We start from the raw sequence: 25,438 nt of genomic DNA on the forward strand, positions 1-25,438 counted from the left end.
CGCGCTTCGTACCTGCTCCAACTGGCCGGCGGTGAGCTTGGTCACCGACTCCAGGAATCTCTTGAACTGGCGGGCGTTCATCGACTGCTCTCGTCATATCAACGACCAAAGTCTAGCAGCTATCCACGCTTAACCTGAACAGCGCCAATCCTACAGGGAGAAGACTACTCACCTTATCCGAGAAGTAGGCGATATTGACGTGAAGGAATTGAGTGTTGATAACCTGATTGACTACAGAAACAAGGTTATCAAGAGCACTTCGGCTTCGACTTACAATACGCTTCACCGGCATCTCTCTGCGATCTTCCAATATGGAGTGGAAACCGGGGTCGTTGCCTCAAGCCCGTTCCGCGTCGTCAAGAAGGCACCTGTGCATCATGAACTGCCGAAGGTCATTCAGAGGGAAAAGCTGAGCCTGTTGTTTCAGCTGTTAGACAATCCAGAGCATCCGTGGCCGCCTTGCATGCGACCTATCTGGTTCTGGAGAGCGTTCATCAAGACGCTCTATTTCACGGGCATGCGGAGAAGACAAATTCTCAACCTGGAGTGGCGTGATATAGACGTCGAACAACGCACTATTCACCTCAGATCGGAAACCAGCAAGACCCGGCGATCCTACGACATTCCCGTACCCCAATCCTTACTCACCGAGTTGGGAACGTATCGAAAAATGTACTGCAAGCGCCTCGGCGGAACGAACCCAAATTGGAAGGTCTTCAATGTCGGCCCGTTTCGAACTCGAGCGAAACGAACTGATCCTCAAGAAGCCATGGGCGAATGGAATCTGCGTGACGTCTTCGCCGAGCTCAGGAACACACATGGGATAGTTGCATCCTGCCATCGCTTCCGACACACGACCGGAACGAAATTGATGCGAGTGACGAAGAACCCGAAGCTTGTGCAGCTTCAGCTTGGACATACGAGTCTCAATACGACGATGAAGTATGTCCACCCCGATATCGACGAGATGCGGGAATTGGTTTCGTATCTGTAGCAGATGGAATGTTGACAGCTACGGGAGGTTCGGGCACCCTCTCGTTTGGGAGGCGACCTGATGCGGGCGCTCTCACGATACCCTAGCGGGTAAATTTTGCCATTTTGGAGCGGGAGACGAGGCTCGAACTCGCGACCTCAACCTTGGCAAGGTTGCGCTCTACCAACTGAGCTACTCCCGCTTTTTGGCTCCCCGACCTGGGCTCGAACCAGGGACCTACGGATTAACAGTCCGGCGCTCTACCAACTGAGCTATCGGGGAACAAGTTCCGTCTCAATCGAAACGGAGGCCGGATTGTACAACAGCCTTTTGCGTTTTTGAATAGTTTTTTTCGCTCAGCGTGGATCGGCTGCGATTGGCTTGCTTCTCGCTCGCTTCTCGCGCCTCTCGCAGTTGCCGCCTCAAGCGCTGAGGTGCCGCAAGTCGAGCACGCGCTGCGCCTTGCCCGTGGCGGTGGTCTTGATCTCGCCGGCATTCAGGACGCGCACGGCCGTGGAAACGCCGATCATCGTCTTCACCCGGTGCTGCAGCTCACGTGCCAGCTGCGCGCGCTCGCTTTCGGCCAGCGAGGCGCAGATCTCCGCGCGCACCTCCACCGACACGGACAGCGAATCCATATGCCCGTCGCGCGTGATGCACAGCTGGTAGTTGCCGCTCAGCCGGGCAATGCCGAGAATCAGCTCCTCGACCTGGCTCGGAAACACGTTGACGCCGCGAATGATCAGCATGTCGTCGGAGCGGCCCGTGATCTTCGCCAGCCTGCGCATCGAGCGCGATGTCGGCGCCAACAGCGCGGTCAGGTCGCGCGTGCGGTAACGGATCATCGGCATGGCTTCCTTCGAGAGCGAGGTGAATACCAGTTCGCCGTGGCTGCCGTCGGGCAGCACTTCGCCGGTGACCGGATCGATGATCTCGGGATAGAAATGGTCCTCCCAGACCACCGGGCCGTCCTTGCTTTCAATGCACTCGGACGCCACGCCCGGGCCCATGATCTCCGAGAGGCCGTAGATGTCGACGGCCTGGATGCCCGCCCGGGTCTCGATCTCGCCGCGCATGCCCTGAGTCCACGGCTCCGCGCCGAAGATGCCGATCTTCAGCGACGACTCCGCCGGGCTCATGCCCTGGCGTGCCATCTCGTCGATCAGGTTGAGCATGTAGGACGGCGTGACGAGAATGATCGACGGCTCGAAATCGCGGATGAGCTGTACCTGTTTCTCGGTCTGCCCGCCGGACATGGGCACGACCATGCAGCCGAGCCGCTCGGCGCCGTAATGAATGCCGAGGCCGCCGGTGAACAGGCCATAGCCAAACGCGTTGTGCAGCGTGTCGCCACGCCGGCCGCCCGCCGCACGGATCGAGCGCGCCGTCACGTTGGCCCATGTGTCGATGTCCTTCGCGGTATAGCCCACCACGGTTGGCTTGCCGGTCGTGCCGCTCGATGCGTGCACGCGCACCACCTCGTCCTTTGGCACGGCAAACAACCCGAACGGATAGTTGTCGCGCAGGTCTTGCTTGGTCGTGGTTGGGAACTTCGCCAGGTCGGATAGCTGGCGCAGGTCGTCCGGATGCACCCCGGCAGCGTCGAAAGCGCGGCGGTAGTGCGCCACATTGTCATAGGCATGCCGCAGCGACCATTTGAGGCGCGCCAGTTGCAGCGCCTGGAGTTCGTCGCGGCTCGCTAGTTCGATGGCTTCGAGTTCACCCGGTTGAGGAATTGGCTGGACCACGGTTGTCTCCTGAGAATGACGCGGCAAAATAGGAATGAACGGTGGCGGGAATGGGGGCGCCACGCGGCAGCCTGCCAACCTGGTCATGCGCGTCAACGGTCTTCGCCGTCATGCCGCCCAGGTTGGCAACGTGCCTGCTTACTTATGGGTAGTGCTGGATACGCAGTCGTTCAGGTGCGCTGCGGCACATGCCGCCGGCTTTGCACGACGCGGAAACGGTTGGCAACAAAGGCCGTGTCGGCAAGGCTCGCGTTGGCCGCGGGATTGGCGCCGGTGGCGTGGAAGTCGGAGAACGCCGCCGACTGGTTCACGAAGACGCCGCCCGTGAGGTTGACCGACAGCGCAACGCCGCCGGACACCGCAGCCTCGTCGGCGGCATCGAGCACCTGTTCGTCCGTGCTGTAGACCGACAGCGTCAGGGCGCCGCGCGTGCGAGCGATGCGCGCGGCGAGTTCCAGCGAATGCCGGGTGGAATCGGTGGCAATCACAAACGCAATCGGGCCGAACCATTCCTGCGCAAACGTATCCTCGTCGCGCTGGGCATCGAGCTTCAGCAGGACCGGCGTGCTGACGCTGGCTTCCGGGTAGGCCGGATGCACCAGGCGCTGGCTGGCAAGGAGCGGCACGCCCAGCTTGGTCACCTGCTCGATCCGCTCAAGCACGCCCTTGTTCTGGATCGCACCGATCAGCTCCACGGCCTTGGCCGGATCGCTAGTCAGCTTTTGCACGGCATCGGCGATGGACTGCGCCACCACCTCGAACGGGACCGTGCCTTGCGCCGTCTTGATGCCATCGCACGACACGTAGATATTCTGCGGCGCGGTGCACATCTGGCCCGAGTACAGCGCGAGCGAGAACGCGATATTGCGCGACACCGCCTTCAGTTCGTCCGCCGAGTCGATCACGATCTGGTTGACGCCCGCCTTCTCGGTATATACCTGCGCCTGCAGCGCGTGTGCCTCCAGCCAGTCGCCGTTGGCGGTGCTGCCGGTGAAGTCGATCAGCCGGATTTCATCACGCGTGGCCAGCGACTGCACCAGCGCGCCGTCATTGGGTGCGGTGGCCAGGAGGGTCACGACGTTCGGATCGAAGCCGGCCTCCTCCAGCACCTGCCGCGCGATACGCACGGTGATGGCCAGCGGCAGGATCGCGGCGGGATGCGGCTTGACGATGACGGCATTGCCGGTGGCCAGGTCCGCGAACAGGCCGGGATAGCTGTTCCAGGTGGGAAACGTGCAGCAGCCGATCACCAGCCCGATCCCACGCGGCACGACGGTAAAGCGCTTTTCCATGGCGAGCGGCGGATTCTTGCCTTGCGGCTTTTCCCAGTACGCCGTCTCCGGAATGCCGCGCATGGCATCCCACGCGTAAGTGATTGCCTCCAGCGCGCGGTCCTGGGCATGCGGGCCGCCGGCCTGGAATGCCATCATGAACGCCTGCCCGGTGGTATGCATGACGCTGTGCGCAATCTCGAAGCTCGCCTGGTTCAACCGCGCCAGGATCTCCAGGCTCACGCCGACCCAGGCCTTCGGGCCGGCCTTGCGGTATTGCAGCTGTGCCGCTTGCGCCGCCGCGATCAGCGCGTCCGGCTCTGCGTTGGGATAGCCGATGTTCAGCGCGAAGCCGAATGGCGAATGTTCCGCGCCGACCGTGCCGCCGCTGCCGGCTTGCTCGAGCACGAAGGGCTGTCCGAGCTGCGCCTTGAATGCCGCCTCGCCGTCGGCGGCAGCGGTTTCGCCGTAGGTGCGCGGGCTGGGCATCTCATTGAAGGGGCTCCAGTAGCCTCGGGTCCGGATGGCGTCCAGGGCGTGGGCAAGTGTCTTCTCGTGTTTGTCAAACAGGGCGTGATTCATTGCGGGGGCCGTATTTCTTTAAAGGATTGCGGTACTGCACTTGCTGTGCGTCGATTTACCGTTCATTTACCGTTCGTCGTAGCTGACGACAACCCGGTCGGAGACCGGATGGCATTGGCAGGTCAGCACGAAGCCGTCGTCGATCTCGTGCTGCTCCAGTGTGTAGTTCTTTTCCATCTTGACTTCGCCTTCCAGGACCTTGGCCCGGCACGTGCAGCACACGCCGCCCTTGCAGGCATAGGGCAATGCAAGGCCAGCCTTCAGGCCAACGTCCAGCACGCTGACGCCCACGTACGGCAGCCGCAGCTTGCGCTTCTTGCCGTCGATGATCAGCTCCAGATCCGCGGCCGGCGTGTCGTCGGTGATCTCGATCGGTGGCACGCCCGCTTGCGGCAGCGGCGTGCCGAAGCGCTCCACGTGCACCTTCCCGGGCGCCACGCCGGCGGCCTTGAGCGCGGCCTCGGCGGCGTCCATCATCGGGCCGGGGCCACAGATGAAGGCTTCGTCGATCTCTGCGGCGGGCACGAGCGTGGCCAGGAAGGCCTCGCATTTCGCCTGATCCAGCACGCCGTTGAACAGCTCGACCTCTTGCAGATCATCGGACAACACGTGATACAGCGAGAACCGGCTCATGAAGCGATTCTTGAGGTCTTCGAGCTCCTCGGCAAACATGATCGCGTCGACGCTGCGGTTGCCATACACCAGTGTGAAACGGCTGGTCGGCTCCGTCTCCAGCGTGGTCTTGATGATCGCGAGCACTGGCGTGATGCCCGAGCCGCCCGCGAACGCCACGTAGGACCGCGACAGCTCGGCGTTCAGGTGGGTGAAGAAGCGGCCGTCGGGCGTCATCACCTCGATCTCGTGGCCGGGCTGCAGCGTGTCGAAGGCGAAATTGGAGAATCTGCCGCCGCGTACCCGCTTGATGCCGATGCGCAGCTCGCCATCGCGGTCATAGTCGGTGACGCCCACGCAGATCGAATATGAACGGCGGGTTTCCTCGCCATCGAGATGCGCCTTGAGCGTGACGAATTGCCCTTGCGTGAAACGATATGCGTCGCGCAGGGCCTCCGGCACCTCGAACGAGACGGTCACCGCATCGGCGGTCTCGGGCCGTACCTCGCGGATACGCAGCGGATGAAATTGCGGTGTCGCCATGTTGTCGGTCCAGGTCGGTACGGTTGTCGGTACGGTTGTCAGTACGGTTTGAAGTAATCGAACGGCTCGCGGCAATCGATGCAGCGGTACAGTGCCTTGCAGGCCGTCGAGCCGAACTGCGCCAGGCGTTCGGTGTGCACGGAGCCGCATTGCGGGCATGCTGGCCGGTCGTGCGTTGCCGTGCGCGGCACGAAGCGGATGGTCTTTTCTTGCGGCGCGTGGCCGCTGCCGCAGTTGCCCATCGGGGGCGCGATGCCGTATTGCCGCAGCTTGCCGCGCGCTTCGCTGGTCATCCAGTCGGTGGTCCAGGCCGGGGCGAGCACGGTGACAACGCGATGGGAAAGGATCCCCGCGGCGTTCAAGGCCTGCTCGATGTCCTCGGCAATCTGCGACATGGCAGGGCAGCCCGAATAGGTAGGCGTGATGACGGCTTCGAGCACGCCATCATCGCCGCGGCGCACGTCCCGCAGGATGCCCAGTTCGCGAATCGACACCACCGGGATTTCCGGGTCGGGTACGGCTTCGAGCACGGTCCAGGCGCGCTCCAGCGTGGCGTCGGACTCCATCAACGTGTCAGCAGCGTTCATCTTGATCTACCAGGTGGCGCCGGGATGCTGGCGCGCAAGGCTCTGCATTTCGGAAAGCAGGTAGCCCATGTGCTCCGAGTGCTCGCCGTGCTTGCCGGTGGTGACGTGCTTCGCCTCCGACGGCAACGTGAGCGTGGCCAGCGCCACTGTGGCGGCGACGTCTGCCTGCCAGGCGGGCTGAAGGTCCGCCATCAAGGGACCGATGCCGGCCGCTGCCACCGCGGTCTCCACCGCATCGGCCGCGAAGAACTCACGGGTGTACGGCATCAGGTAATCCAGTGCCGCCTGCGCGCGCCGGTGCGACTCCTCGGTGCCATCGCCAAAGCGGATCAGCCAGTCGGCGGCGTGGGTCAGGTGATAGCGGGTTTCCTTCAGCGACTTGGCAGCGATGGCCGCCAGATGCGTGTCGGTGGACGATTGCAATGCCGTCCACAGGTGGCCCATCAGCGCGGAATACAGGAAGTTGCGCGTGATCGTGACCGCATAGTCGCGCTCGGCGCGTGCCGTGCCGGCAAGCGGCCCGAAGTGGGGCAACTCCACCAAGGTGTAGTTGGCAAACTCGCGCTCGGCGCGGAAGTAAGCGTAGCTGTCTTCGGTTTTCCGTGTGCCGTTCAGCGCTTCGTCAAGGGTAGCTGCGTGCGAATACAGCAGGCGTGCCTGGCCGATCAGGTCCAGGCTGATGTTCGCCAGCGCGATGTCTTCCTCGAGCGCCGGGCCCTGGCTGCACCACTCGCTGTTGCGCTGGCCGAGGATAAGCGCGTTATCGGCCAGGCGCAGCACGTACGACAAATGTTGGGGCGTTGTCATGTTCTGGGTCCCGCCTTACATGTGGTCGACTTCGGGGGGGAGCACGAAGAACGTCGGGTGGCGATAGATCTTGTCGCCAGCCGGCTCGAAGAACGACTCCTTGTCCGCCGGGTCCGACGCCGTGATCATGGCCGACGGCACCACCCAGATGCTCACGCCTTCCTGGCGGCGCGTATAGACGTCGCGGGCCATGCGCAGTGCGCCGCTGGCGTCAGGCGCGTGCAGGCTGCCGCAATGCTTGTGGTCAAGGCCCTGCTTGCTACGCACGAACACTTCCCAGATTGGCCATTCCTTGTTCATCTTTGTCTCCTGTTCAAGCAGCTTGTTTGCGGGCGCGGGCGGTCTGTTTCTCGGCATGCGCCAGCGCGGCTTCGCGCACCCAGGCGCCATCGTCGTGCGCCTTCACCCGGGTGGCGAGGCGCTCCTTGTTGCAAGGCCCGTCGCCATTGACCACGCGCCAGAATTCTTCCCAGTCGATCGCGCCGTAGTCGTGCGCACCGCGCGCCTCGTTCCACTTCAGGTCCGGATCGGGCAGCGTCACGCCGAGGATCTTGGCTTGCTCGACCGTCGCGTCGACAAACTTCTGGCGCAGGTCGTCGTTGGAGATCCGCTTGATGCCCCACTTGAACGACTGGCCGCTATGGATGGAGTCCTTGTCGCTGGGACCGAACATCATCAGCACCGGCCACCACCAGCGGTTCACCGACTCTTGCACCATGTCCTTCTGGGCCTGCGTGCCCTTCATCATCGACAGCAGCGCATCGAAGCCCTGGCGCTGATGGAAGGACTCCTCCTTGCAGATGCGGATCATGGCGCGCGCGTACGGGCCGTAAGTGCAGCGGCACAGCGGGATCTGGTTCATGATCGCCGCGCCATCCACCAGCCAGCCGATCACGCCCACGTCCGCCCAGGTGGGCGTGGGGTAATTGAAGATGCTCGAATACTTGGCCTTGCCAGCGTGCAAGGCATCGACCAGCTGGTCGCGCGACACGCCCATCGTTTCGGCCGCGCTGTAGAGGTACAGGCCATGGCCGCCCTCGTCCTGCACCTTGGCGAGCAGGATGGCCTTGCGCTTGAGGCTCGGCGCCCGGCTGATCCAGTTGCCCTCGGGCTGCATGCCGATGATCTCGGAATGCGCGTGCTGCGAGATCTGCCGGATCAAGGTCTTGCGGTATGCGTCTGGCATCCAGTCCTGCGCCTCGATCTTGCCGTCGGCGTCCATGACCGCGTCGAAATGCGCCTGCTCCGGCGAGACGTCGGCTTGCACCGTTTCGAGCGGCTGGGCGTTGCCCGGGATATCCAGTGATTGGGTGTACATGGCGTTTTCCTGTGGACCGATGCCGCAGTATATTTATAAACCGACCGTCCGGTTGATTTATTATTTAGATCGACAAACAAAACTGATAGTTACATAGCCTGAGTTGTGAAGGACTGGCCGGCTGAGGAAAAAAGTTGTGACGAGCGAAGCATATTCACTCCGGCATGCAGCATCGGGCAGGCCAGCCTCCCTGCCGGGAATCCGGCGCACGGCCAGCGCCCCTTGATGGCGCACCCAGGCAGTAGAATGGAAATTTGCCCCCGGGGAAGAAAGTGTGCGTGAAGCGCGAGCTTGCTGCGATTGGCATCGCTGCTGTACTGACTGGCACCCAGGTGGTGTGGGCCGCGACTGACGCGTCAATTTCGTCCGAATCGTCCGAAAGGCCGCTGCCGGCCCAGGCGCCGCCATCGGCGGGCACGGCAAATTGCTGGGGAACGCTCTGGTCTCGCCCGAATGCGAAAGTGCAGATGGAGGCGGACGGCACCATGCCGATGTCCATGATGACGGTCCAGGAGCTGCTGGAAAATACGCCGGCGGGATGCCAGGCGATCATCAATATTCACTCGAAGAGCGCGCTGGCAGCGCTGATGGGGCCGCCGGTCATTGCGGACCAGCGCGACCTGGTCAGCATCTCGCCGCTCGCTGGGCCATCGGCGGTTCGCGTCGAAATCCATGCAGAGATCAATGCGAGAGCGCGCTATGCCCGGCTCTATGGCACATCGACAAGCGTGGGCGAAGGTGTGGTCAACTATGCCGGCGCAGATCTGCGCGAGGGCACGACACTTGGCGGCGTGACGGTCAACTCCAGCTTGACGCTCAAGATCTATGCGCGCGGAACGGATGAGGAGGTGGGCGAACTGCGCGCTCCGCACGCCACGATCACCATCAGCTCGCGCCACGTCGGACGGCGCCGCATGATCGAAACCGCGCTGGGCCGCAAGGATTGCATACCGATCACTTACGAAAAACATTCCTCGCTTGGGCCGGCGCAGCTAGTCGATACGCTGATCATGACGACGCCTTCGGTCATGCAGATCACGGATTGGTATTGCCCAAGCGAGCGCTTCGTGCTTCGTACGGAAGTACGGGAGCAGGGCAAGGTCCAACGCATCGATACGACAGCAATCATGCCGGCCGGAGAGGCACCCTGAATTCCGCTCGGGGATCAGGCAGCACAGGAAGGACTGCGGCGCTGCATTACCCTGGGCTGCGTCATGGCCCGCGGTGCCGGGGACAAGCCAACCCGGTTCGTCAAAGAAAAAACCCGCCGGTTTGGCGGGTTTTTCCAGGCGCACGGCATCAACCGCCGCGCGGCGAGACGGCTCAGGTCCCGGCGGCGGAGGCCGGCGCTGCCTTCTTGGTGTGCTTCTTATGCGACTTCTTCGCCTTCGAATCCGTCAGGTTGGCACGCGAACTCTTGTTTGCGCCCTGGGTATACGGGTCAAACTTGTCGCCAGCCTTGGCCCCGTCGGTATAAGGGTCGGCCTTGCCTGCCTTGGCGCCATCGGTGTACGGGTCTGCCTTGCCAGCCTTGGCGCCCTGGGTGTAGGGATCAACCTTGCCGGTGCCTTGCGCCTGAGCGGCGATGGATGCTGCGCCAAGGCACAGCGCGAAAGCGGTAGCGACAATCTTCTTCATGACATTTCCTTGGAAGGCCACCTCCCGGGCAGCCGTGGACACGCGAACATTGAGCTAGCCTGACCGACCAGCTCTCCACTAAACGCATCGTATTAAGCGTCCGTTGACTTGGCATTCAAACTTCTTTTCCCAAAATTGGAGCCATTTGAATGGAGCCAATGACGAGGTGAACGCGGAACCCCTTTTTGCGGCCTTGGCGGATCGGGCGTTCCGGCATCGATGCCCACATGCCGTCTAGCGGTGCCGGAACACCGCCGCCCTTCTCTCCAAAAACGCGTTCATCCCCTCCTTCAGATCCTCCGTGGCAAACAGCGCATGCAACTGCCGCCGCTCGAACAGGATTCCCTCGGACAGCGATGACTCGTAGGCGCGGTTGATCGCCTCCTTGACCGCCATCATCGACGGCAGCGAAAAACCGGCAATCGTCTGCGCCGCCGCCATCGCTTCATCCATCAACCGCCCGGCCGCCACCACCCGCGATACCAGCCCGCTGCGCTCCGCTTCATCCGCGCCCATGTTGCGCGCCGTCATGCACATGTCCATGGCTTTCGCCTTGGAGATGGCGCGCGGCAGGCGCTGCGTGCCGCCCGCGCCGGGGATGACCGCGAGCTTCAGTTCCGGCAGGCCGAACACCGCGTTGTCCGCCGCGATGACAATGTCGCAGGCCATGGCCAGCTCGCAGCCACCGCCAAGCGCGTAGCCAGCCACCGCGGCGATCACGGGCTTGCGCACATTGCGCAGCGTCTCCCAGTTGCGCGTGATGTAGTTGGACTTGAACACGTCCATATAGTCCCAGCCGCGCATGGCTGCGATGTCCGCGCCGGCGGCGAAGGCCTTGGCGTTGCCGGTGATCACGATGGCGCCAACGCCGTCGTCCTGGTCACACGCCAGCAGCGCCAGGCCGAGCGCATCCATCAGCGCATCGTTGAGCGCGTTCATCTGCCGGGGGCGATTGAGCCGGATCACGGCGACGCGGCCGGCCATCTCCAGCAGGACCAGGTTCTCGTCGATCGCAGGCGTGGCTTCATGCGCGGTCATTGGACGTTCCCTCCCCTTGCCCGCTCTCGCGAAGTTGCTCCCGCAGCCTGAATTTCTGGATCTTGCCCGCTGGCGTCGACGGCAGCGCGGCCTGCACGACCAGCCGCTCGGGGATGTATTGCGCGGCCATCTTCTGCGCCTTGAGAAAATCCACCATCGCGGCCATGTCGAATGCCTGGCCGTCGCGGGTCACGACGAAGGCGCAGGCGCGCTCGCCAAGGCGCTCGTCGGGATAGGCGACGATGGCCACCTGCGCGACGGCCGGATGCCGGTACAGCAGGGTTTCGATTTCAACCACGGGGATGTTCTCGCCGCCGCGGATGATGACGTCCTTGCTGCGGCCGKCGATGCGGATGTAGCCGCGCGCGTCGATGCGGGCCAGGTCGCCGGTGTCGAACCAGCCGTCGGCGTCGGTGTCGTTCAGGTGGGGACGGCGCAGGTAGCCGCCGAAATTGGAGCAGGAGCGCACCAGCAGGCGGCCGCTGGCGCCCACCGGCAACGCCGCGCCCGCTGCGTCGACCACGCGCACTTCCACGCCGGGCAACGGGCATCCGTCGGTGCTGGCGGCGCGCGCATCGTCATCCTCGAGCCGGGTGGTGGTCACAGCGCCCATTTCCGACATGCCCCAGGCGGAGATCACCTTGGCGCCCAGCGCGCCGCGCGCCAGCTCCACCAGTGCGCCGGGGATAGGTGCGCCGGCGCACAGGAAGGCGCGCAGCGTGGGCACGGCGCTGCCGGTCTCGGTGACCGTGCGGGCCAGGTCGGTGAGGAACGGCGTGGAGGCCATGGTGAAGGTAACGCCCTCCTGCCGGATCAACGCTACGGCCTTGCCCGGCTCCCAGATGTCTTGCAGCACCACGCTCGCGCCCAGCATGACCGGCATCATCAGGCCGTACATGAAGCCGGTCTGGTGCGCCATGGGCGAGGCCATCAGGATCACGTCGCCCGCACCCAGGCGCAGGCGTTCGGCGTACGTGACGATGTTGGCCATGAGCGTGTTGGACGAATGCAGCACGCCCTTCGGCTCGCCGGTGGTGCCGGAGGTGTAGATGAGCTGGGTGATGTCATCCGGGCCGGGGCGATGGCCAGCCGCCAGGTCCGGCGCGCCGGCACCGGCCAGCAAGGCCTCGAACGAATCGGGCCCGGCGCCGCCGATCACGGCCACATGCTGCAGGTCGGGCAGTGCCTGGCGCAGGCCATCGAACATGGCTTCGTAGTCAAACCCGCGAAAGCGCTTTGGAATCACCACGACCTTGCTGCATGCGTGCCGGAGCATGAACGACAACTCGCGCTCGCGCAGGATCGGCATCAGCGGATTGAGCACCGCGCCAAGGCGCGCGCAGGCGAGGTAGAGCGCGGTGAACTCCCACCAGTTGGGCAACTGGCAGGACACGACATCGTTGGCGCCAACACCCAGCCTGGCGAGGCCCGCGGCGATGCGCCCGGCCCGCCCGGCCAGCTCCCAGTACGTCAGGCGCGTGGTCGTGCCGCTCTCCACCTGCAATGCGCTCAACGCAACCTTGTCGGGGCAACGGGCCACGCAGTCGTCCAGCGCATCGTTGATGGTGCGCTCTGGCCACAGGCCTTGCGCAACGCTGGACGCGCGGCGCGGGGGCAGCAGGATGGCGTCGAATTCCATGGCGTGTCTCCTTGTTGTTGTCGGTTTGGCCTGGCTTGCCGGGCTTGTGGTTCGGGCTTGCTAGCTGGCGAGATCAGGCCGGCACCGCATCCCGGCCCGCGCGGGTGCGGGCGATGATGGTCTTCATGATCTGCGCGGTGCCGTCGCCGATCTGGAAGCCGAGCACATCGCGCAGGCGCTGCTCCATCGGGCCGCGGTCGTAGCCGCCGTGGCCAAACGACAGCAGGCACTGGTGCACCACGTCGTAGGCCAGCTTGGGCGCCCACCATTTGCACATCGCGGCTTCGGCCGTGTGCGGCAGGTTGCGGTCTTTCAGCCAGAGCGTCTGCAGGCACAGCAGGCGCGCGGCAGTGACCTGCGTCTCGAAATCCGCCAACGGATGGGACACGCCCTGGAAGGCGGCCAGCGGCTTGCCGAAGGCCTGGCGCTCGGCCACGTATTCCCAGGTTTCCTCCAGGCTCGCCCTGGCCACCGCCAGTACCTGCAGGCCGATCAGCGCGCGGGAGAAATCGAAGCCCTGCATCACCTGCACAAAGCCCTCGCCTTCCTTGCCGAGCAGATGGCTGACGGGCACGCGCACGTTCTCGAAGAAGATCGAGCCGCGCCCGATCGCGCGCTGGCCGTGGCAGTCGAAGCGATTGGTGGTGATGCCGGGCAGGTCCATCGGCACCAGCAGCGCCGAGACGCCGCGCGCGCCCGCCTCCACGGAGCCGCTGCGCGCGAACACCACGGCGGCGTCGGCCTGGTCGGCAGCGGAGATGGAGGTCTTCTCGCCATTGAGCACGTAGTGGCCGCCGTCGCGCTCCATGCGCAGGCGCAGGTTGGCCGCGTCCGAGCCGCCGCGCGGCTCGGTCAGCGCGATGGCAAGCAGGGCTTCGCCTTGCGTCAGGCGCTGCAGCCATGGCCGCGCAATCTCCGGGGCGGCATGATGCGCCAGGATCTGCCCGTTCAGCGAGGCCAGCAGGTTGATGTAGGAAAGGCTCAGGTCCGCGCGCGCCACTTCTTCGTGGATCACGCCGGCCGCCAGGCAGCCCAGGCCCTGGCCACCGTATTGCTCGGGCAGCTCGGGGGCGATAAAGCCCATCTGGCCCATTTCGCGCATCAGCGCGCGGTCAAGCTCGCGAGTGCGGTCGCGCGCCAGGAAGCCGGGTGCGATACGTTCGGTGGCGAAGCGGCGGGCATGGTCGCCGAGCGCGGCCAGGTCTTCGTCGAGATAGGGGTTCATGGCGTCTCCAGGATGTCTTGCCGCATGGCGCGCCGATGCGATGCACCGCGCGGCCGCGTTGCTTGTGACAGCAACGGCGGCTATGGCGGCTTACGGCGGCTACGGCGGCTACGGCGGCTACGGCGGTTTACTTGGCGTACTTGCGGAAATCGGGCTTGCGCTTTTCCTGGAAGGCGGTGACGCCCTCGCGCGATTCCTCGGTGTCGTAATAGAGCTTGAGCGCGTACATGCCCATGCCGGCGATGCCGCTCTGGTGGGCCGTGTCCATGTTGAACGAGCGCTTGGCGATGGCCAGCGCGGTGGGGCTCTTTTCCATGATCTCGTCGCACCACTTCTGCACTTCGGCGTCGAGCTGTTCATGCGGGACGACAGCGTTGACGAGGCCCATGGCGAGGGCTTCGGCCGCCGGATAGCGGCGGCACATATACCAGATCTCGCGCGCTTTTTTCTCGCCCACCACGCGGGCCAGGAAGGCCGTGCCGTAGCCAGGATCGACCGAGCCGACCTTGGGGCCCACCTGCCCGAACACGGCCTTCTCGGAGGCGATGGTGAAGTCGCAGATCGTGCAGATGACATTGCCACCGCCAATGGCATAGCCCTGCACGCGGGCGATGACGGGCTTGGGCACGTCGCGGATGGCGTTGTGCAGCTCCTCCATCGGCAGGCCGATGGTGCCGCGGCCGTCGTACTGGCCTTCATGGGCGGACTGGTCGCCGCCGGTGCAGAAGGCTTTCTCGCCGGCGCCGGCGAGCACGATGGCGCCGATCTCCCGGTCATAGCCGGCGCGGTTGATGGCGTGGATCAGTTCGTCGCAGGTGCGCCCGCGGAAGGCGTTCATCTTCTCCGGGCGGTTGATGGTGATCCAGGCCGCGCCGTTGCGCACGTCGTAGAGGATGTCTTCGTAGTTCATGGTCGTTGTCTCCGTTGTCTTCGATGTCTTCGATATCGCCGCGGCCGGGTTCAGCCGTTCATGGTCAGGCCACCCGACACGCTCAGCACCTGGCCGGTGACGAAGGCCGCGTCGTCGCTGGCAAAGAACACGATGGCGCCGGGCAGGTCCTCCGGCTGGCCGATGCGGCCCAGCGGGATCGAGCGGGTGAAGGCTTCGATCAGCTTTTCCGGATTGCCTGCGCCTTGCTTGTAGTCCTCGAACAGCGCGGTATCGGTCGGGCCGGGGCACACCACGTTGACTGTGATGCCGTGACGGGCGTGCTCGCGGGCGATGGTCTTGGAGAACGACACCAGGCCGCCCTTGCACGCGGCGTAGACCGCCTCGCCGGAGGAACCCACACGCGCGGCGTCGGAGGCGATGTTGACGATGCGCCCGCGCTTGCGCTCCACCATGCCGGGCAGCACCGCGTGGTGCATGTGCAGCGCGCCGGTGAGGTTGATGGCGATCAGGCGGTCCCATTGCGCCGGCTCGGTCTTGGCAAAGGGCTTGAACACGTCCCAGCCGGCGTTGTTGACCAGCACGTCGATGGGGCCAAGCTGGCCGATGGTGGCCGCCACGGCGGTGTCGACGCTGGCGCGGTCCGTGATGTCGCACTGGAATGCTTCGGCGCGGCCGCCGTCTTCGCGGATGCGGGCGGCGACCTGCTGCGCTGCCGCCAGGTTCAGGTCGAGCACGGCCACGGCGGCGCCCTCCCGCGCAAAGCGCCGGCAGGTTGCGCCGCCGATGCCACCACCACCACCAGTCACGATGACCGTCTTGCCTTCGAGTCTTTGCACAGTGTTCTCCTTCGTGGTCCAGGGTGCTATCGTGCGACTGATAGGTCGCGCGCCAGCGGTTAAATACGTAAATATATTGACGTATACTAGGCGGGCAACTGAACCAATGCAAGTACGGTTTCTCAGGAATTTATGATGGTTAACCCCGATTTTGATGATGATCTTGCCCCAGCAGCGCGCATGGAAATGGCAAACAGGTTGTTCTTTCGCCTGTACCAATGCGCAAATATGTTGCATAAAACAGGGTCAAGGGCGGTCGAGGCCGAAGGCCTGACGACGCAGCAGTGGGCCGTGCTGGGCGCGCTGTCGCGGCCACAGGCGGCCGATGGCATGAGCGTGGGCGACCTGGCGCGCTACCTGATGGTGAGCCGGCAGAACCTGTCGGGACTGATCAGCCGCATGGAGCGCGACGGCCACCTGAGCATGGCGCCCGACGGGCGCGACCGGCGCTCGCGGCTGGTCACCATGACGGAGACCGGGCGCCATGTATGGCTGCGCCTGGCGCAGCCCAAGATCCGGGACTACTACGAGCGGGCGCTGACCGATTTTTCAACCGGCGACATCACCCACACGCTGCACTACCTGCTCAAGCTGCTGGAAAACATGAAGGGGCTGGATGCCGAAGGCGCCGCGACGGAGGACGGGCGGGAGTGAGGCGTGATGCGTGGGGGGGGATGACGCAAACCGGCCGCCAGCACCGGCTTGCGTTGTTGCGCATCATTGCGTCATTACGCTGTTGCCTTATTCAGCCTTGATGCCGCGTGCGCGGATCAGCTCGGCCCAGCTCGCGCTTTCCTGGCGGATGCGCGTGGCGAGCGCATCGGGCGTGCTGGCAACCGGCTCCATGCCCTGGCGCGCCAGTTCCTCGCGCACCGCCTTGCCGGCGAAGACTTCGCGCACGTCGGCATTCAGCGCCTCCACCACCGGCGCCGGCGTGGCGTGCGGCACCAGCAGCGCGTACCAGGAGCTGACCTCGATGCCGTGCACGCCCTGCTCCGCCAGCGACGGAATCGCGGGCGCGGCGGGCGAGCGTTTGGCCTGGGTCACGGCCAGCGCACGCAACGCGCCGGAGCGGATGAAGGGCGCCAGCGTGGGCAGCGTGCCGAACAGGATCGGCACCTGCCCGCCCACCACGTCGTTGAGCGCCTGCGTGGTGCCCTTATAGGGCACATGCAGCAGCGCGATGCCGGTCTGCTGGCGGAACAACTCGCCGGCCAGGTGCAGGCCGCTGCCCACGCCGGGGCTGGCATAACCAAGCGGCGGATTGGCGTGCTGTGCCAGCGCCACCAGCGCCTGCACGGAATTTGCGCGTACGGAAGGGTGCACCGCCAGCACATTGGGCGAACTTGCCAATAGCGAAACGGGAAGGAAGTCGCGCTCGACCTGATAAGACAGCGCCGGGAACAGCGTGGGGTTGATGGTCAGGTTGCCGGCCGGCGCCACCAGCAAGGTGCAGCCATCGCCCGCCGCGCGGCGCACCGCATCGATGCCGATATTGCCGTTGGCCCCGGGCTTGTTGTCCACCACCGCGGTCACGCCGCGCCGCTGGTGCAAACCCTGCGCGAGCGTGCGCGCGAGCAGGTCGGCCGGGCCAGCCGCCGGGAACGGCACGACAATGCGCAGCGCACTGCAGGCTGAGGCGGGTTGCGCGGCGCATGCCGCTGGTGCCGCGCCAACCCACAGGCTGGCGAACGCGAGGCAGGCAGCGGCGGGCCAGCGCAGTGCACGCCTGAGGTTGGTGTTGGGCTTCGGATGTCGCACGGTAGGCCTGCTAATGGTTGGCGTGACGGGAGCGATCCCTTGGTTTTGTTTTATATATAAAACCACAGATTGCTATTGAGACGAATGAAAATATAGCCGGCCCTCTCCCCGAATGAGACTAGGGTGAACCCTTGGTTTTTGGGCAGCAGGTTTCGCGCCTAAACTAAAGACGGCACCCCGTCAGGCGCACACCGTCCATGCCACGTCCGCGGCACGCGAACACCGCCGCAAGGGGGCAAAAGGGGGCTGCCGTGCAAGGCTTCCAGCTCACGCTATTTACCATCGAAAACCGCCGCCACCACGGCAAGCAGTTATCCCACTGGCTGCTGCAGATCCTGCGCGAGCTGCAGATCCGCGGCGCCACGCATATGGTCGCGGCCGAAGGCATCGGCCATGACCGCCGCTTTCACACCTGGCATTTCGTGGAGCTGGCCGACCGGCCGGAGGAGATCACCGTGATTGCCACGGAGGAGGAAGTGCAGCGGCTGTTCGACCGCCTCGCCCTGGAAGACGTCCAGGTGTTCTACGCCAAGACGCCGGTGGAGTTCGGCTTCCTCGGAAAAAGCAGCACGCCAGAGGCGCGGAGCCCCTGACCTGGCCGGGCCACGCGGCCGCACTCGGCCAGCGTGCGCCAATCAATCCATGCTGGCCGCCACGCTGGCGCCAGTGCTGCCGCGCAAGGTGGCCTCCGGCAGACGCGCCACCAGGAAGGGCGCCACCAGCGACACAGCGGCGCTGAGCAGGAACAGCGTACGGAACGCCACCTCGGCCGCCGCCCGCACCGCGCCTGCATCGGCCGAGGCGCCCGCGTCGCCGCCCACCATGGCGCGGTGGAACATGCTCATCAGGACGTCCTCGCCACCGGCCAGGTCCGCTATTCCCATGTCGCCACGGCGCAGCAGCGCGATCAGCACGGTGGTCAGCACCGCCACGCCGACCGCGCCGCCGAGCATGCGCGAGAACGCGGTCAGCGCCGTGGCCACCCCTACCTGATGCGCTGGCACCGCGTTCTGGGTAGCGACCAAGCCACTCGGCAACTGCAGCCCGATGGCCAGGCCGAGGATCACCATCACCAGCGCGGTCAGCAGGACCGCATGCGGATCGACGAAGGCCAGCGCAACAATCGCCAGCGGGGCAACCAGCGAACCCACCAGCTGCAGCGGCTTGTAACGGCCGCTGCGCGTCATCAGCCGGCCCGAGACAAACGCGCCAAACGGGATGGACAGCGTCAGCGGCACCAGCCGCAGCGCGGCGCTATCGGCCTGCACGCCGCCCACCACCTGGAAACGCAGCGGCAGCAGCACGGACATGGCGATCAGCTGGAAGAAGCACAGGAACAGCGTGATGCAGCAGATCGCGACCGTCGGCACGCGCAGCATGTCCAGCGGGATCATCGGGTCCGCCACCCGGCGCTCTTGCCACACGAACAGCACCATGGCGGCCACCCCGGCCACCAGCAGGCCAAGCGTTTGCGGCGTCGCGGCCGACTGCCCCTGCCCGAGCCGGGTCAGGAACACCAGCACGCCGGTCAGGCCGCCACCGAACAGCAGCGCGCCGACGTAGTCGATGCGATGGCGGCGCCCGCCCGCTGGCAGGTGCTTGAGCGCACGGCGGACCACCAGCAGCGCGATCAGCGCCAGCGGCAGATTGATCCAGAAAATCCAGCGCCACGACAGGTAATGCGCCAGGTAGCCGCCGATCACCGGGCCGGCCATGCTGGCCACGGCCCATACGCCGCTCACATAGCCCTGGTAGCGGCCACGGTCGCGCAGCGGCACCACATCGGCAATGGTGGCCTGCGACACCGAGATCAGGCCACCGCCGCCCAGCCCTTGCAGGACGCGCGCGATGATCAGTTGCGGCATGGTCTGCGCCAGCGCGCACGCGATCGAAGCCAGGAAGAACAACACGATGGCGAACGACAGGACCGAGCGCCGCCCGAGCAGATCCGAGAGCTTGCCGTAGATCGGCGTCACCACCGTGGAGGCCACCAGGTAGGCCGAGACCACCCAGGCCATCTCCTCGAAGCCATTAAGCTGCAGCGCGATCTCCGGCAGCACCACGGCCACGATCGATTGCTCCAGCGCGCCCAGCAGGATGGCCAGCATCAGCCCGAAAATGACCTGCATCACCGGCACCGGCGGAACCGGCGAGGGGACGGATGCCGCGTTGCCAGGTTTGCCGCCATCGCCCGCGGTCTCGGGGGCGGCGGAAGTGGCCGAAGCGCTCGCGGGTGACTGGGCGGGTGAAGGCGGAGCTGAAGCCGCCAGGAAGGGCGGCATGGAGGCGGCGGTCATGGGCTGAGGCAGAGAGGACGCTTGCGGCGAGGGACATGGAGTGCGGCGCCACCGCGAACGGGCGGCATCGCTCCTGTCTGTTTTTGTATACAAGGGCGCTATTGTAGGCCTAAGCCTTGCGCCTTGCAGCCGCCCCGGCGCCTTGCCGGGCTCCTGACCTGAATGCCGCCTGATCGACATTCAGGCGATATTCAAGCGACATTCAAGGCGGCATTGCCGGACTCAGAACGACTCCCAGTCGCCCGCGGCCATGGCCGGGCTGCCGGCGGCCGGGGTGCGCACGGCGCGGCGCGGCGCCGGTGCTACGGCGGCAGGCTTGGCCTGGCGCGCGGCGGGCAGTGCCTTGGAAGACAGCACAGGCTCGCGGCCCTGGCGCACCACCGGCGCGCGGGCCTTGCTAGGCAACACAGGCTCGCGGGTGGTGCGGACCGCGCCGGCACGTGGCGCCACGGCGGCCGGCCGGGCCGCCGGCTTGGCAGCACTTGCAGGTGCCACGCGCGCTGCCGGTGCAGCAGGTGTTGCATGCACCACCTGCACCGCCTGGGCAGCACGAGCGGCCGGAGCCGCCGGTTTGGCGGGAGTCGGGCGAGCCGCCGCCTGGCGGACCGGCGGGTGGCTCTTGCCACCTGCGGCCGTATGCGCCGCAGGGCGCCGCCCGGCGGCTGCCGGCGCCGCGCGCGCGGCCGATACCACTCGCGCAGGCGCAGCCGGTGCGGGCGCCCGTGCAACATGCGTTTGCGCCGGTGTCACCTGGAACCTGGATACATCGTCGACCAGCCCGGCGGCCTGCTGCTGCAGGCTCTCGGCGGCGGCGGCGGCTTGCTCGACCAGCGCGGCGTTCTGCTGCGTCACGCTTTCCATCTGGCTGATGGCGCGGTTGACCTGCTCGATGCCGGAGGATTGCTCCTCGCTGGCCGCGGCGATCTCGCCCATGATGTCGGTCACGCGCTTCACCGCCCCGACGATGTCGTCCATGGTGCGGCCAGCGTCCTCGACCTGTTTGGCGCCATGGGCCACCTGCCCCACCGAGCCATTGATCAGTTGGCCGATCTCCTTGGCCGCCGACGAAGACCGCTGGGCCAGGCTGCGCACCTCTGCGGCCACCACGCCAAAGCCACGTCCTTGCTCACCGGCGCGGGCAGCTTCCACGGCCGCGTTGAGCGCCAGGATATTGGTCTGGAAGGCAATCCCTTCGATCACACCGACGATGTCGGCGACCTTGGCCGACGATTGCGAAATATGCTGCATGGTCTCAACCACGCCGCGCACGGCGTTCCCGCCCGCCGTTGCCACGCCGGAAGCGCTGAGCGCCAGTTCGTTGGCGTGGCGTGCGTTGGCCGCGTTCTGCTTGACCGTCGAGGTGAGCTGCTCCATGGATGCCGCGGTCTGCTCCAGGGATGCCGCCTGCTCTTCCGTGCGCTGGGACAGGTCGGTATTGCCCTTGGCGATTTCGCGGGTCGCGCCGTCGATCGAGCGCGTCGCGCCCTGGATACCGTGCACCAGCGTTGCCAGCTGCCCGAAAGCGCGCTCCAGCGCACCCAGCATGCGGCCCATCTCGTCATCGCTGCTGGCGTGGATGACATAGGTCAGGTTGCCATGTGCGAGCGCTTGTGCCGCGTCCAGCGCCTGCCGCGCCGGGCGCGTGATCGAGCGCGTGATGCTGATGCCGAGGACGGCGGCCAGCGCGAGCGCGGCGGCAGCCAGACCCAGCAGCAGGTTGCGCCCCATCTCATAGCTGGCATTGGCCTCCAGCACGGCGGCAGCGGCCACCTTGCGCCCGCCGTCGGACAATTCGCTCAGCTTGTCGAAGTAAGGTGCCTGGGCCGCCGGCAGGGTCGCCACCAGCGCGCTGCGCGCGCTGTCGAACTCGCCGCCCTGCAACTGGCGCAGCACCGTGTCGAGCTGGGTGTCGTAAGCGTTGCGTGCCTCGATCAGGGCACGATAGGTTTCCTGGATCTCAGGCCTGGCGGACCTGGACAACCACTTCCCCAGTTCATCCAGCGTGCCGCGCATGTCCTGGCGCAGCGCGCCGATGCGCTCGGCGTTGCGGCGCACGGCGACCGGATCCTCATTCAGGGTGGCATCGCGCACCAGGATGCCGGCGCGCAGCGCAACTTGCTTGACACGCTCGATCTCCAGCACCTTGAACAGGCGCCCTTCCACTGTCAGGCGCATCGATTCGTTCATGGTGCGCAGGGACATCATGCCCAGCACGGCCACGGCAACCAGCAGCAGCGCCACGAGCGAAAACGCTACCGTCAGGCGCACCCCAATGCCAAAGTTTCGCAACCAACGCATCTTCCCGGCTCCTTTAACTCTTATCGCGCGCGCTTCATCCTCGCCCCGGACAGATTTCCGGAGCGACGCCGCATCGCGGGCTTAACGGCAGGGACAGGAGCAAGCTTGAGGGCTAAACAGCGACTTCCACAAAGAAGCGGAAAAAAGCGGGATTGAAAGGGAATATAAGGGGGAAAAGCCCGGCAATTCGAACGATTGGCCGGCTGCAACCTGTCGTCTAATGTCACCCATGCACTTCGAAGTGCCGCCTCCGGCGCTTGTCGCCGAGGGCGCACAACAAACAAAGTGGGCACACAAAAAAAGAAGCCCACGCGCGGGGTGCTCGTAGGCTTTCCAGGACTGCTTTAGAGCCGAAAGGCCCTGAAGCGAATATAAACCTGCTTACATGAGGTGTAAATCCAATTTCTATCAGGGATAACTCTGATAGCAAAAGTGCCGAAAGTGCCACGCAAGTGGCGAATACGCGGCATGGAATACATCGCAGCAGCAGGCCAGGGCCACCTTGTTGCCCGCAAACCCATGCCAGACAGGGAATGCGGGCGCGGGTGGCGTTGGGACTTGCCACGCAAGCGCAAATCAACGCATAGATCTGCAGCGTGATGCAATAGTTTTATTAGAGGAAAACCTCTACGCGAGACGCGCCCCCCAACCGTCAAGATTTGTAAGAAATTTTGTTACCCTCGCCGCTGAAGTATTCCCCTTCTCTTCTGGCGGCGTCGCCCGCCACAGCTTGCGGGGCAGCATCGGATCCACCGCCTGGACACAAACCAGGGCCGGTCCCGGCCCATGCCGCCTCGCCGTCCCGCGCCAGCACCGAGAGCGGATGTTTCATCCCCCGCCCAGCCCAGGCCGTGCCACAGCCGGCACCCAGCCACGCTGTCACACCCCATTTGCCCAGGCCCAGTTATTGGACCGTTGCCAGCCGCCAGAACCCGAGCGGGCTCTTCCGGAGAAGTTGTGAACAAGAAGGTAACCAGGATCGATCGCCCGAGCCGGAAACTGCAGCACCTGCAGCTCTCCACCCACAGCGCAAGTCGCAATCCTGTCGTCGTGCACCTATCGAACGGCATTCGGCTGCACGGCGTGATCATGGCGGCGGACAACTATATGGTGCTGCTGGCGGAGTCGGCGCAGGACCCGCTTGCGCAGATCGTCTACAAGCACTCCATCGCCGTGATCACGCCGGCTCACGCCCCCGAGGCCATGGCCAGCGTGCCCGGGGCGGAGACCTCGCCGGAATTTGTCAGCTTATATACACCGCGTACCCGCAAGCGCCGCTAGGCGTTGCCGAGGTCACGCCGCAGGCCCGGCGGGGCTTGTTTCACACCAAATCCGCCATTCGTTTTCAAACCATCGCAAAGATCACTCTAAATCTTTTCCGGCCCCAACCGATAACCCAAACAACGGTGGCACTTCTCGCCCAGCATTGCCTGGCAGCCAACGTTGCGGCAACAGCCGGATTGCACAACTCACTTGTAAAAGAATAGGAGTCGTACCATGTCGATGGTCATCAATACCAACACGTTGTCCCTGATGACGCAGAACAACCTGAGCTCGTCGCAATCGTCGCTGAACAGCGCGATCCAGCGTCTGTCCTCGGGCCTGCGTATTAACAGCGCCAAGGATGACGCTGCTGGCCAGGCAATTGCCAACCGCTTCACCTCGAACATCAACGGCCTGACCCAAGCTCAACGTAACGCCAACGACGGTATCTCGCTGTCGCAAACGACTGAAGGCGCGCTGACCGAAGTCAACAACAACCTGCAAGCTATCCGTACCCTGGCCGTGCAAGCCGCAACGGGCAGCAACTCGGCAAGCGATCTGAAGTCGATCCAGGACGAAATCACCCAGCGTATGGCTGAAATCGACCGTACGTCGCAACAGACCGACTTCAACGGCGTGAAGGTCCTGTCGTCGACCGCATCGTCGCTGAAGGTGCAAGTTGGCGCGCAAGACGGCCAGACCATCTCGATCGACCTGAAGGAAATCAGCTCGAAGACCCTGGGCATGACCGGCTTCACGGTTGCCAAGAACGCACTGCCGACCAGCGCCGCCATCACCACGGTTGYCGCCGCTACCGGTACCACCCCGGTTGCAGTCGACCTGTCCGCCGCAGCAACCTCGCTGACCACCGCTACCGGCTCGACCGTCAAGGCCAGCGACCTGACGCTGAGCAACGTGCTGGACTCCGCAGGCAACTCCACCAACAGCTACGTGGTCAAGTTCGGCAGCGACTACTACGCTGCTTCGGTCGACAACAGCAATGGCAAAGTTACGCTGAACAAGGCCGACGTGAAGGTCGGCGATGCGGCCAACGGCAATACTGGCAATACCGTGGCTGGCCAGCTGGTCAAGGTCGGCGCGGATTCGAACGGTGCGGCAGTGGCGTACGTCAGCCAAGGTGGCAACAACTACGCTCTGGATACCACGGCAGGCCCGGCAGCCCTGGTCAACGGTGGCTCTACGACCACGGCCGTAACAAACGGCGCCCAGATCGAACTGAGCACCAGCGGCAGCACCACTGCTACCACCGCCTTCACCGGCGTGGGCAGCACCAACCCGCTGACCACGATCGACGCCGCACTGGCAACGGTCGACAAGCTGCGCAGCTCGCTGGGCGCAGTGCAGAACCGCTTCAACTCGGCAATTTCCAACCTGGGTTYGGCTGTCACGAACCTGTCGGCATCGCGCTCGCGCATTCAAGACGCCGACTACGCGACGGAAGTGTCGAACATGTCGCGCGCCCAGATCCTGCAACAAGCAGGTACGGCTGTGCTGGCCCAGGCCAACCAGTCGACCCAAGGCGTGCTGTCGCTGCTGCGTTAATCCCGCAACAGTCGTCACCCTCCTAGTAGTGCCGGGCCTGCGGGCCCGGTACTGCCGGGAATGCTTCCAGAGCGGTCTCCGCTCTGAAAGCGTTTCCACCGGGGCTTTTATGCTCCGACCCAACCGCCGCGAGACAGACCATGATCAGATCGCCCGAACTGCTATCGCCGATGACCGCCACGCCTGCCGCCACCCCGGCCTCGTCCGTGGATACGGCAGGCGAGCCGGCCGCCGGCCAGCAAGCGGGCTCAGCCTCGGCTGAGGGGGCCGCAGCCGCGAAAGCGGAAGCGGCCAGCTCCAGGGAGCTGGCCAGCGCGCTCGCCAGTCTGAACGAAGCCTTGCGGGCGACCCCGGTCGAGGTGCGGTTCAACATCGACCACGACACCCACCGCTTCGTGACGGTGGTGGTGGACAAGACTACAGGCGAAACCATCCGCCAGTTCCCCTCGAAAGAAGTCCTGCGCATCACCCGGGCCATTGACAAGCTGCAAGGCCTGCTGATTCACCAGACCGCTTGAGCGGCCAGCCCTCCCCCCCCCGAACAAAG

Annotated in this window: 24 protein-coding genes and 2 tRNA genes; 8 read left to right on the forward strand and 18 right to left on the reverse strand. The window is 64.9% G+C overall.

Features of this window, described 5'->3' with window-relative positions:
* Nucleotides 1-199 precede the first annotated feature (199 nt).
* On the forward strand, nucleotides 200-994 hold the full coding sequence (locus tag AB4061_RS32310; RefSeq protein ID WP_441640284.1) for a tyrosine-type recombinase/integrase: 795 nt from the start codon (nucleotides 200-202) through the stop codon (nucleotides 992-994).
* 105 nt (nucleotides 995-1,099) lie between these two features.
* Here the strand turns inward: AB4061_RS32310 and AB4061_RS32315 are convergent.
* The 9 genes from AB4061_RS32315 to paaA form a co-directional block, all read right to left on the reverse strand.
* Nucleotides 1,100-1,175: transfer RNA gene (locus AB4061_RS32315), tRNA-Gly, on the reverse strand.
* Nucleotides 1,176-1,179: 4 nt separating this feature from the next.
* A tRNA-Asn gene (locus tag AB4061_RS32320) sits at nucleotides 1,180-1,255 on the reverse strand.
* A 140-nt stretch (nucleotides 1,256-1,395) separates the two neighbouring features.
* The gene (gene paaK / locus AB4061_RS32325) at nucleotides 1,396-2,721 is read right to left on the reverse strand and encodes a phenylacetate--CoA ligase PaaK (protein ID WP_441640285.1); all 1,326 of its coding nucleotides are present in this window, start codon (nucleotides 2,719-2,721) and stop codon (nucleotides 1,396-1,398) included.
* 170 nt (nucleotides 2,722-2,891) lie between these two features.
* A complete protein-coding gene (gene paaN, locus AB4061_RS32330) occupies nucleotides 2,892-4,574 on the reverse strand; it encodes a phenylacetic acid degradation protein PaaN (RefSeq protein ID WP_441640286.1) in 1,683 nt (560 codons plus the stop codon).
* A 66-nt stretch (nucleotides 4,575-4,640) separates the two neighbouring features.
* Nucleotides 4,641-5,729: a 1,2-phenylacetyl-CoA epoxidase subunit PaaE gene (gene paaE / locus AB4061_RS32335; RefSeq protein ID WP_441640287.1), complete on the reverse strand. Its 1,089-nt coding sequence runs from the start codon at nucleotides 5,727-5,729 to the stop codon at nucleotides 4,641-4,643.
* A gap of 38 nt (nucleotides 5,730-5,767) precedes the next feature.
* Nucleotides 5,768-6,316: a 1,2-phenylacetyl-CoA epoxidase subunit PaaD gene (gene paaD / locus AB4061_RS32340; RefSeq protein WP_441640288.1), complete on the reverse strand. Its 549-nt coding sequence runs from the start codon at nucleotides 6,314-6,316 to the stop codon at nucleotides 5,768-5,770.
* 6 nt (nucleotides 6,317-6,322) lie between these two features.
* On the reverse strand, nucleotides 6,323-7,123 hold the full coding sequence (gene paaC, locus AB4061_RS32345) for a 1,2-phenylacetyl-CoA epoxidase subunit PaaC (RefSeq protein WP_441640289.1): 801 nt from the start codon (nucleotides 7,121-7,123) through the stop codon (nucleotides 6,323-6,325).
* A 15-nt stretch (nucleotides 7,124-7,138) separates the two neighbouring features.
* Nucleotides 7,139-7,423: a 1,2-phenylacetyl-CoA epoxidase subunit PaaB gene (gene paaB / locus AB4061_RS32350; RefSeq protein WP_006156041.1), complete on the reverse strand. Its 285-nt coding sequence runs from the start codon at nucleotides 7,421-7,423 to the stop codon at nucleotides 7,139-7,141.
* 13 nt (nucleotides 7,424-7,436) lie between these two features.
* On the reverse strand, nucleotides 7,437-8,441 hold the full coding sequence (paaA, locus tag AB4061_RS32355; protein ID WP_441640290.1) for a 1,2-phenylacetyl-CoA epoxidase subunit PaaA: 1,005 nt from the start codon (nucleotides 8,439-8,441) through the stop codon (nucleotides 7,437-7,439).
* A 278-nt stretch (nucleotides 8,442-8,719) separates the two neighbouring features.
* Here paaA and AB4061_RS32360 point away from each other — a divergent pair, with 278 nt between their 5' ends.
* Nucleotides 8,720-9,592: a hypothetical protein gene (locus AB4061_RS32360; RefSeq protein WP_441640291.1), complete on the forward strand. Its 873-nt coding sequence runs from the start codon at nucleotides 8,720-8,722 to the stop codon at nucleotides 9,590-9,592.
* A gap of 172 nt (nucleotides 9,593-9,764) precedes the next feature.
* Here the strand turns inward: AB4061_RS32360 and AB4061_RS32365 are convergent, their stop codons facing one another.
* The 6 genes from AB4061_RS32365 to badH all read right to left on the reverse strand — a co-directional run bounded on the left by AB4061_RS32365 (nucleotide 9,765) and on the right by badH (nucleotide 15,709).
* On the reverse strand, nucleotides 9,765-10,079 hold the full coding sequence (locus AB4061_RS32365) for an amino acid ABC transporter permease (protein ID WP_441640292.1): 315 nt from the start codon (nucleotides 10,077-10,079) through the stop codon (nucleotides 9,765-9,767).
* Nucleotides 10,080-10,313: 234 nt separating this feature from the next.
* On the reverse strand, nucleotides 10,314-11,117 hold the full coding sequence (locus tag AB4061_RS32370; RefSeq protein ID WP_441640293.1) for an enoyl-CoA hydratase: 804 nt from the start codon (nucleotides 11,115-11,117) through the stop codon (nucleotides 10,314-10,316).
* Nucleotides 11,104-12,756 carry a cyclohexanecarboxylate-CoA ligase gene (aliA, locus tag AB4061_RS32375; protein ID WP_441640294.1) on the reverse strand — a complete coding sequence of 551 codons (1,653 nt, stop codon included), beginning with the start codon at nucleotides 12,754-12,756 and terminating at the stop codon, nucleotides 11,104-11,106. Before aliA ends, AB4061_RS32370 begins: the two co-directional genes overlap by 14 nt.
* A gap of 73 nt (nucleotides 12,757-12,829) precedes the next feature.
* Nucleotides 12,830-13,981, reverse strand: coding sequence for a cyclohexanecarboxyl-CoA dehydrogenase (gene aliB, locus AB4061_RS32380; protein WP_441640295.1), 1,152 nt, complete (start codon nucleotides 13,979-13,981; stop codon nucleotides 12,830-12,832).
* Nucleotides 13,982-14,108: 127 nt separating this feature from the next.
* Complete coding sequence (gene badI, locus AB4061_RS32385) at nucleotides 14,109-14,891, reverse strand: 2-ketocyclohexanecarboxyl-CoA hydrolase (RefSeq protein ID WP_043353513.1); 783 nt, start codon at nucleotides 14,889-14,891, stop codon at nucleotides 14,109-14,111.
* A 50-nt stretch (nucleotides 14,892-14,941) separates the two neighbouring features.
* Nucleotides 14,942-15,709 carry a 2-hydroxycyclohexanecarboxyl-CoA dehydrogenase gene (gene badH / locus AB4061_RS32390; RefSeq protein WP_441640296.1) on the reverse strand — a complete coding sequence of 256 codons (768 nt, stop codon included), beginning with the start codon at nucleotides 15,707-15,709 and terminating at the stop codon, nucleotides 14,942-14,944.
* Nucleotides 15,710-15,844: 135 nt separating this feature from the next.
* Between badH and AB4061_RS32395 the strand changes: the two genes are divergently transcribed.
* A complete protein-coding gene (locus AB4061_RS32395) occupies nucleotides 15,845-16,363 on the forward strand; it encodes a MarR family winged helix-turn-helix transcriptional regulator (RefSeq protein WP_441640327.1) in 519 nt (172 codons plus the stop codon).
* A gap of 87 nt (nucleotides 16,364-16,450) precedes the next feature.
* Here AB4061_RS32395 and AB4061_RS32400 read toward each other — a convergent pair whose 3' ends face one another.
* On the reverse strand, nucleotides 16,451-17,431 hold the full coding sequence (locus tag AB4061_RS32400) for a tripartite tricarboxylate transporter substrate binding protein (RefSeq protein ID WP_441640328.1): 981 nt from the start codon (nucleotides 17,429-17,431) through the stop codon (nucleotides 16,451-16,453).
* Between the two features lie 236 nt (nucleotides 17,432-17,667).
* On the opposite strand from AB4061_RS32400, the gene AB4061_RS32405 reads away from it, so the two are divergent.
* Nucleotides 17,668-18,063, forward strand: coding sequence for a DUF190 domain-containing protein (locus AB4061_RS32405; protein ID WP_441640297.1), 396 nt, complete (start codon nucleotides 17,668-17,670; stop codon nucleotides 18,061-18,063).
* 42 nt (nucleotides 18,064-18,105) lie between these two features.
* On the opposite strand, the gene AB4061_RS32410 is transcribed toward AB4061_RS32405, so the two are convergent.
* The gene (locus AB4061_RS32410) at nucleotides 18,106-19,599 is read right to left on the reverse strand and encodes an MDR family MFS transporter (protein WP_441640298.1); all 1,494 of its coding nucleotides are present in this window, start codon (nucleotides 19,597-19,599) and stop codon (nucleotides 18,106-18,108) included.
* Here AB4061_RS32410 and AB4061_RS32415 point away from each other — a divergent pair.
* Nucleotides 19,589-19,774, forward strand: coding sequence for a hypothetical protein (locus AB4061_RS32415; RefSeq protein WP_441640299.1), 186 nt, complete (start codon nucleotides 19,589-19,591; stop codon nucleotides 19,772-19,774). The two genes, AB4061_RS32410 and AB4061_RS32415, sit on opposite strands and share 11 nt — an antisense overlap.
* Before the next feature lie 215 nt (nucleotides 19,775-19,989).
* On the opposite strand, the gene AB4061_RS32420 is transcribed toward AB4061_RS32415, so the two are convergent.
* Complete coding sequence (locus tag AB4061_RS32420; RefSeq protein ID WP_441640300.1) at nucleotides 19,990-22,065, reverse strand: methyl-accepting chemotaxis protein; 2,076 nt, start codon at nucleotides 22,063-22,065, stop codon at nucleotides 19,990-19,992.
* A gap of 957 nt (nucleotides 22,066-23,022) precedes the next feature.
* On the opposite strand from AB4061_RS32420, the gene AB4061_RS32425 reads away from it, so the two are divergent.
* The 3 genes from AB4061_RS32425 (at nucleotide 23,023) to AB4061_RS32435 (ending at nucleotide 25,409) form a co-directional block, all read left to right on the forward strand.
* Nucleotides 23,023-23,346, forward strand: a complete 324-nt coding sequence (locus AB4061_RS32425) for an RNA chaperone Hfq (RefSeq protein ID WP_441640301.1) — start codon at nucleotides 23,023-23,025, stop codon at nucleotides 23,344-23,346.
* A 216-nt stretch (nucleotides 23,347-23,562) separates the two neighbouring features.
* On the forward strand, nucleotides 23,563-24,891 hold the full coding sequence (locus AB4061_RS32430; protein WP_441640302.1) for a FliC/FljB family flagellin: 1,329 nt from the start codon (nucleotides 23,563-23,565) through the stop codon (nucleotides 24,889-24,891).
* Nucleotides 24,892-25,031: 140 nt separating this feature from the next.
* Entirely contained in the window at nucleotides 25,032-25,409 is a 378-nt protein-coding gene (locus AB4061_RS32435) for a flagellar protein FlaG (protein ID WP_441640303.1), read from the forward strand.
* The last annotated feature ends 29 nt before the right edge of the window (nucleotides 25,410-25,438 follow it).

Source organism: Cupriavidus sp. YAF13, from assembly GCF_052113425.1.
GTDB lineage: Bacteria > Pseudomonadota > Gammaproteobacteria > Burkholderiales > Burkholderiaceae > Cupriavidus.

Bases quoted from the DNA above. Each gene is read 5' to 3' on its own strand.
- paaN (WP_441640286.1), bottom strand. From the start codon at position 4,574: ATGAATCACGCCCTGTTTGACAAACACGAGAAGACACTTGCCCACGCC.
- paaE (WP_441640287.1), bottom strand. From the start codon at position 5,729: ATGGCGACACCGCAATTTCATCCGCTGCGTATCCGCGAGGTACGGCCC.
- paaD (WP_441640288.1), bottom strand. From the start codon at position 6,316: ATGAACGCTGCTGACACGTTGATGGAGTCCGACGCCACGCTGGAGCGC.
- paaC (WP_441640289.1), bottom strand. From the start codon at position 7,123: ATGACAACGCCCCAACATTTGTCGTACGTGCTGCGCCTGGCCGATAAC.
- paaB (WP_006156041.1), bottom strand. From the start codon at position 7,423: ATGAACAAGGAATGGCCAATCTGGGAAGTGTTCGTGCGTAGCAAGCAG.
- paaA (WP_441640290.1), bottom strand. From the start codon at position 8,441: ATGTACACCCAATCACTGGATATCCCGGGCAACGCCCAGCCGCTCGAA.
- AB4061_RS32365 (WP_441640292.1), bottom strand. From the start codon at position 10,079: ATGAAGAAGATTGTCGCTACCGCTTTCGCGCTGTGCCTTGGCGCAGCA.
- AB4061_RS32370 (WP_441640293.1), bottom strand. From the start codon at position 11,117: ATGACCGCGCATGAAGCCACGCCTGCGATCGACGAGAACCTGGTCCTG.
- aliB (WP_441640295.1), bottom strand. From the start codon at position 13,981: ATGAACCCCTATCTCGACGAAGACCTGGCCGCGCTCGGCGACCATGCC.
- badI (WP_043353513.1), bottom strand. From the start codon at position 14,891: ATGAACTACGAAGACATCCTCTACGACGTGCGCAACGGCGCGGCCTGG.
- AB4061_RS32395 (WP_441640327.1), top strand. From the start codon at position 15,845: ATGGTTAACCCCGATTTTGATGATGATCTTGCCCCAGCAGCGCGCATG.
- AB4061_RS32405 (WP_441640297.1), top strand. From the start codon at position 17,668: ATGCCACGTCCGCGGCACGCGAACACCGCCGCAAGGGGGCAAAAGGGG.
- AB4061_RS32415 (WP_441640299.1), top strand. From the start codon at position 19,589: ATGACCTGCATCACCGGCACCGGCGGAACCGGCGAGGGGACGGATGCC.
- AB4061_RS32410 (WP_441640298.1), bottom strand. From the start codon at position 19,599: ATGCAGGTCATTTTCGGGCTGATGCTGGCCATCCTGCTGGGCGCGCTG.
- AB4061_RS32420 (WP_441640300.1), bottom strand. From the start codon at position 22,065: ATGCGTTGGTTGCGAAACTTTGGCATTGGGGTGCGCCTGACGGTAGCG.
- AB4061_RS32435 (WP_441640303.1), top strand. From the start codon at position 25,032: ATGATCAGATCGCCCGAACTGCTATCGCCGATGACCGCCACGCCTGCC.